This window comes from Candidatus Megaera venefica (assembly GCF_034554655.1).
GTDB lineage: Bacteria > Pseudomonadota > Alphaproteobacteria > Rickettsiales > Rickettsiaceae > Megaera_A > Megaera_A venefica.
In genome coordinates this window covers 1-3,209 of the sequence record NZ_JARJFB010000169.1, presented here as the reverse complement: position 1 = coordinate 3,209, position 3,209 = coordinate 1, and the positions used below count along the sequence as shown (strand labels likewise).

The following is a 3,209-nucleotide window of genomic DNA, read 5'->3' as shown; positions in this document are numbered from 1 at the left end:
CATATAATCAGGATGCAATTGCTAAATTGATCATAGATAAAATATCACCTGAATTATTGTCTGTATTACTACAACTAGGGAACAGAAGGGGAGATAGCCTACTTCATTTGGCAGTTACATATAATCAGGATGCAATTGCTAAATTGATCATAGATAAAATATCACCTGAATTATTGTCTGTATTACTACAACTACAGAACAGAGAGGGAGCTAATTTACTTAGCGTCTTAGCTAAGCACAACCAATGGGAAATAATGATTGAAACCCAATTGGAGCTGATTGAATCAATAATGGATAAAATTCCAGCTGATTTATTGCCTGCAATACTACAAATACAGGACAACTATGGAAACACTGTACTACACGTGGCAATTAGCAGCGGGAATGAGAAAATAATTGAATCAATAATGGATAAAATTCCAGCTGATTTATTGCCTGCATTACTACAAATACAGGGCAAGTATGTAAACACTGTACTACACGTGGCAATTAGAAGCGGGAATGAGAAAATAATTAAATCAATAATAGATAAAATTCCAGCTGATTTATTGCCTGCATTACTACAAATACAGGACAAAGATGGAAATACTTTACTTAACCTCTTAGTTGAAGACAAATGGGAAATTAATCAAGACAAATGGGAAATGATTGAATCAATAATGGATAAATTTCCAGCTGATTTATTGCCTACATTCCTACAAATACGGACCAGAGATGGACATAATTTACTTAGCCTCATGGTTAGGCAAAACAAATGGGAAATGATTAAATCAATAATGGATAAAATTCCAGCTGATTTATTGCCTGACTTCCTGTCTGAATTATCAATAATTGCAATCGGTATAAAGTCTCCAACTTCTCTCAATATGCTAGAGGAGGCACTAAACTATACTATTCATTCAGAAACAAAATTTTTTAATATTAATTCAATAAGCGTTGATGGTGAGCGAATAATTGATATAGCTCAAAAGCTTTATACTCATACACAAAAACCATCCGTGTTAAAACTTATTAATGATTTACGAATAGCTGGTTCTGTAGAACCTAAGGAAAAGATAGTATGGAAAGAAGCAATAGAAGAAAATATTAATTTAAAAGAATTAGATTCTTCAATAGAAAATAAAAAGATTACACGTAAAGTTTTAACAAGGCTAGATGGATATAATTTATTAGAAGAGCAAATAGATAATAATATTAACTGGCTTAAGGCGAAAGGCATTGATAATTGTGTAAATACAGAGTGGACTCACGGAATAATCTTTACCGTGCCTCAAATAATCGATAAATTATCTGAGGATAATATGCGTCAGGTCGACGATCGTCTTGGAGTTAATTGGGATTTCAAGAAAGTGCTAGCAACCATAATCTATATTGCTAGAATATCTGACGACCAAAGTATGTCAGATAATCTAATTGGTACTTTATCCGAGTTAAACATGTGTGACTTAGGAAAATTAATGCATTTAGTTTATGTTGTACAAACTAAATTCATTAACGATATGGAAGCAGCGCAAAAATCAATAGAGTACTCAGAGAATGAAATAAGCTTTTTATTCCAAAATACATTTGATGGACTAAAAAATGAATTAGGTGGTGATGAGAACAAAATAGCACAAGCCATAAAAACGTGGGTATTGGAATTAACTGACGATGCAGTTGCTAGAAAGGCTCCAGAACAATGGAGTTTTACTACACTTAAAGTTCATGGATTATTTAATAGCGGATTAATAGTACTAATTAATAATAAGAATCTTAATTACGATAGTAGCCATTTTATATTTTTGCGAAATAATGTAATAGAACCAATGATAGATAGTATTACAACATCCCAAGCGATTGAATTGAGTGGTATTATAAATGAGTGGCATAAATTATATATACATAGTAAAAATTTATATTTTCAACAGGAATTTGACAAGATTGTCGAAGCGCCTGACTCGATGGAAGGTGTTTTTGAAAACTTTACTTTATCCCCTCACTCTTATTATGGCGTTTTAAAAGGCATAGATCTTAATGTTTTTGCTAAATTTTATAAAAAATTATTAGATAAAGGAGATGAATATGCAAAAAACTTTATAAAAATTGCACAAGAATATGAATTTTTAAATCCAGAGCAAATTCATGCAGTGCAGGTAAGCTCAGAGGAGCCTAGCTTATTTGATGGCGATATAGCTATTGCTATGCAAGCTTCTAGGAGCTTTGCGAGAGAAGATAAGAAAAAAGATGAAGAAAAAAAGGATGGAGGGAAGGAGCGCGATGATGCTATAACAACTTACCTCTTTACTGCTGCTGATGAGCACAATGATGATTCTATTCACCCTGCCGGCGCTACTGTAATTGGTGATCTTGATTGAGAGCACCCGTCACTATAGAGCAAAGCAATATAGTCTTGGTTAAAAAACTTTCTTAATATTAGGGTAGGGTATTTTCCAACAAAAGGAGATAAAGTAGCGCAGAGAGGTTGCTATAACTCAGTATTTATATAGCGAGATTTTATGATTTTACCAAATTCTTTTAGAGCTTGGTAAAGCTTATGCTGCTTTGAGTATGAGTTTAGTCTTGATAATAACTGTGAAAGGTTGGTTTATCGATAGGCAAAAATACCCACCATATACAGTGCTGTATCATTCTGGGGGTGGAATGGGAATGCATTCTTTGGTTGCCTATATTCCAGAAGAGAAAATTGGAATCGTTATATTAACAAATACTTGGGGTAATAAAGTTCCTGAAGTATTATATCAAAGATTTTTTGATCTCTACTTAGTCCCTCCGTCAAAACTCTCCCCGCCTGAATTAACAAGGGGTTTCATGTCATAAACAGCTTACAAAATCCATAAGAAAATGGTATAATTACCGCATAAAGCTTACGGATTTTAAAATTATGCCTATAGAAAATATTACTTTTCTCCAAAAACAAGAAAGGTTATTTGAAGAGAAATTATCTACAAAACTAAATCCTAAAAACAAGTTATATAAACTAAGGGATTTAGTAAATTGGTCTGAACTTGAAGCCAGAGCATTGCCTAACATTGAAATCAAGCAATTTGGTAGAAATAAGAAAGATCATAGAGTAATGCTAGCACTATCAATGCTTCAAGCTATGTACAACGGTTCTGATTCGTTTACGGAGGAAGAGCTAAAGGAAAATATTTATTGGCAATATTTTTGTGGTTATGAATATTTGCAGCAAGATCTTGATGTGTCTGAAG

General features: G+C 32.9%; 3 protein-coding genes and 1 pseudogene. 3 read left to right on the top strand and 1 reads right to left on the bottom strand.

Annotated features, from left to right (window positions below):
- Positions 1-2,354: ankyrin repeat domain-containing protein (locus Megvenef_RS08205; RefSeq protein WP_322777460.1), on the top strand; the 2,354-nt coding region annotated here is incomplete at its 5' end.
- A gap of 119 nt (positions 2,355-2,473) precedes the next feature.
- Here Megvenef_RS08205 and Megvenef_RS09965 read toward each other — a convergent pair.
- A pseudogene (locus Megvenef_RS09965) lies at positions 2,474-2,575 on the bottom strand (Tn3 family transposase); the annotation flags it as partial.
- Here Megvenef_RS09965 and Megvenef_RS08200 point away from each other — a divergent pair.
- Together Megvenef_RS08200 and Megvenef_RS08195 are read left to right on the top strand one after the other, a co-directional pair.
- Positions 2,548-2,817 (top strand): hypothetical protein, encoded by a 270-nt coding sequence (locus Megvenef_RS08200; RefSeq protein ID WP_322777459.1) that lies wholly within the window; start codon positions 2,548-2,550, stop codon positions 2,815-2,817. The pseudogene Megvenef_RS09965 and the gene Megvenef_RS08200 sit on opposite strands and share 28 nt — an antisense overlap.
- A 64-nt stretch (positions 2,818-2,881) precedes the next feature.
- Positions 2,882-3,209: transposase (locus Megvenef_RS08195; RefSeq protein WP_322776028.1), on the top strand; the 328-nt coding region annotated here is incomplete at its 3' end.

Excerpts from the sequence above, each read along its gene's own strand:
- Megvenef_RS08200 (WP_322777459.1), top strand. The coding sequence starts at position 2,548 with ATGAGTTTAGTCTTGATAATAACTGTGAAAGGTTGGTTTATCGATAGG.